Source organism: Allobosea sp. CER48 (assembly GCF_044752385.1).
Lineage (GTDB): Bacteria > Pseudomonadota > Alphaproteobacteria > Rhizobiales > Beijerinckiaceae > Allobosea.
On the sequence record NZ_JBIWYK010000432.1, the window covers coordinates 1 to 2,592 of the forward strand.

The window sequence follows — 2,592 nt, forward strand, 5'->3', positions numbered from 1 at the left end:
TCGCGGCTGTCGCAATCGGCCTCGGGCTCGCTGCCCCGGCCATGGCCTGCGAACTCGACCGCCCGCTGAAGATGGCCGGGCTCGACTATGATTCCGCCGCCTTCCACACCGCCGTCGCCAGCGCGATCGCCGAGCGCGGCTTCGGCTGCAAGGTCGAGCGCGTGCCCGGCGCGATCGCGCCGCTCGTCAACGGCCTGGCGCGCGGCGACGTCGACATCGTGATGGAGATCTGGATGGCCAACCCGGTCGATGCCTGGGTGAAGGCGGCCGAGGCCGGCAAGGTCGAGCCGCTGGGCACGACCTTCCCGGATGCGAGCGAGGGCTGGTTCGTCCCGCGCTACGTCGTCTCCGGGCCGGACGCGAAGGCGCCGGATCTGAAATCGGCCGAGGACCTGAAGCGCTACAAGGCGCTGTTCGCCGATCCGGAGGAACCGGGGAAGGGGCGCTTCTACAATTGCGTCGCAGGCTGGGTCTGCGAGGGCATCAACACCAAGAAGCTCGCGGTCTACGGGCTCGCCGAGGATTTCACCAATACGCGCGGCGGATCGGGCGAGGCGCTGGTCGCCGCGATCGAGGCCACGCTCAAGCGCAAGCGCCCGGTCCTGTTCTATTACTGGGGGCCGAGCTGGCTGCTCGGGGCCTATGACCTCGTCAAGCTCGAGGAGCCGGCCTTCGATCCGGCCATCTGGGCGGAGCTGAAGGCGAGCGACAATCCAAAGCGCGCCACGGCCTATCCCGCCAGCAAGGTCGTGATCGGCGCCAATGTCGAGCTGGCCAGGAAGGCGCCGCAGCTGGCCGCCTTCTTCAAGAGCTACGGCACGACCAGCGACATCACCTCGAAGATGCTGGCCGAGGCGCGCGAGAAGGGCGTCGCGCCGGAGGCGCAGGCGGTCGTCTTCCTGAAGACGCAACCCGATATCTGGCGCAAATGGGTGCCGGCCGAGATCGCCGCCAAGGTCGCGTCCAGCCTGTGACCGCCGCTTTCGTGCCGGAATTCGGCAAGGCGCTCCAGGGCGCCGTCAATCGTGCCGTCGATGCCGTCGTCACCGGCTATGGCGACAGGCTCGACGGCTTCGGCGTGGCCCTGACCGCGCCGGTGCGGCTCGTGGAGGCCGCGCTTCAGCACGTCCCGGTTCCGGCCTTTGTCCTGGCAGTCGCGGCGGGTGCCTGGCTCGCGACGCGGAGCATCGGCTTTGCGCTGGCGATGGCGGCCCTGCCGGCGGCCCTCGCCGGGCTCGGCGTCTGGGGCGAGGCGATGCAGTCGCTCGCGCTGGTCGCCGTTGCGGTGCTGCTCGTGGGGGTGCTCGGGCTGCCGCTCGGCGTCGCGGCGGCCCGGTTGCCGCGCCTCGGCCGGGCGCTCGCCCCGCTCTACGACCTCATGCAGACCATACCGAGCTTCGTCTACCTGATCCCGGTCGCGATGGTGCTCGGGCTCGGGCGCGCTCCGGCGCTGGTCGCCACGCTGATCTATGCGCTGCCGCCCTTCGCGCGGCTCACGGAACTCGGCCTGCGCGGCGTCGACCCCGGCTTCACCGAGGCCGCGCGCGCGCTCGGGCTGAGACCGCGGCAAAGCTTCTGGCTGATCGAATTGCCGCTCGCCCGGCCGACGATCCTGCAGGGGCTGAACCAGGCCATCATGATGGCCCTGGCCATGGTGGTGGTCGCCTCGATGATCGGGGCGAAGGGACTGGGGGAGATCGTCCTCCTCGGCTTGCAGCGGGCCGATCCGGGCCTCGGTTTCGTCGGCGGGCTGGGCATCGTCCTGCTCGCCGTGCTCCTGGACCGGATGGCGCAGGCGACGTTCGGCGCGCGACAGCCGCCCCGGTGAGGGCTGGGGCCTGCCTGTCGGGCCGGCGCGGATGAGGCTGACGGAATCAGTCGGGGAAAACCCCCGCGCCTAGCTTGAACAAAGCAAGAACATCATTGATAATGCCTTAATCGGCCGATAGGGTTCGGCTCCGGTCGAGCGATCGGTTTGTGTGAAGTGCGCAGGAAGTGGAGCCTGTCATGGCTGGCAGCGTCAACAAGGTCATTCTGGTCGGCAATCTCGGGCGCGATCCCGAGGTGCGTCGCCTCGGCAGCGGCGAGCCTGTCGTCAATCTGCGCATCGCCACCTCGGAAACCTGGCGCGACAAGCAGAGCGGCGAGCGCAAGGAGCGCACCGAGTGGCACTCGGTCGTCATCTTCAACGAGAACCTCGCGAAGGTTGCCGAGCAGTACCTGAAGAAGGGCTCGAAGATTTACATCGAGGGCCAGCTCCAGACCCGGAAATGGCAGGACCAGTCCGGCGTCGAGAAGTACACGACCGAAATCGTGCTGCAGCGCTTTCGCGGCGAGCTCACCATCCTCGACAGCCGCCAGGGCGGTGGCGACGAGTATGGCGAGGGCGGCGGTGGCGGCGGCTACATGGATGACCGCTCGGGCGGCGGCGGCTCCTTCGGCCGCTCCAATCCGATGGGCGGCAGCGGTGGCGGTGGCTCGCGCCAGCCGGCCATGTCGGGCGGCGGCGGTGGTGGCCGCTCGTCGTCGAGCCATCTCGACGACGATATTCCGTTCTGAGGTCGAGCTGTCATCGTGAGCTGTGGTGCCGCT

3 protein-coding genes are annotated in these 2,592 nt (G+C 69.0%); all 3 read left to right on the forward strand.

Annotated elements, in window-relative coordinates; all coding sequences use genetic code 11:
• Positions 1 to 974: ABC transporter substrate-binding protein (locus ACIPIA_RS13940; protein WP_400510409.1), on the forward strand; the 974-nt coding region annotated here is incomplete at its 5' end.
• Positions 971 to 1,828, forward strand: coding sequence for an ABC transporter permease (locus tag ACIPIA_RS13945; RefSeq protein ID WP_400510411.1), 858 nt, complete (start codon positions 971 to 973; stop codon positions 1,826 to 1,828). The genes ACIPIA_RS13940 and ACIPIA_RS13945, both read left to right, overlap by 4 nt.
• A gap of 179 nt (positions 1,829 to 2,007) precedes the next feature.
• Entirely contained in the window at positions 2,008 to 2,559 is a 552-nt protein-coding gene (gene ssb / locus ACIPIA_RS13950; protein ID WP_400510412.1) for a single-stranded DNA-binding protein, read from the forward strand.
• The last annotated feature ends 33 nt before the right edge of the window (positions 2,560 to 2,592 follow it).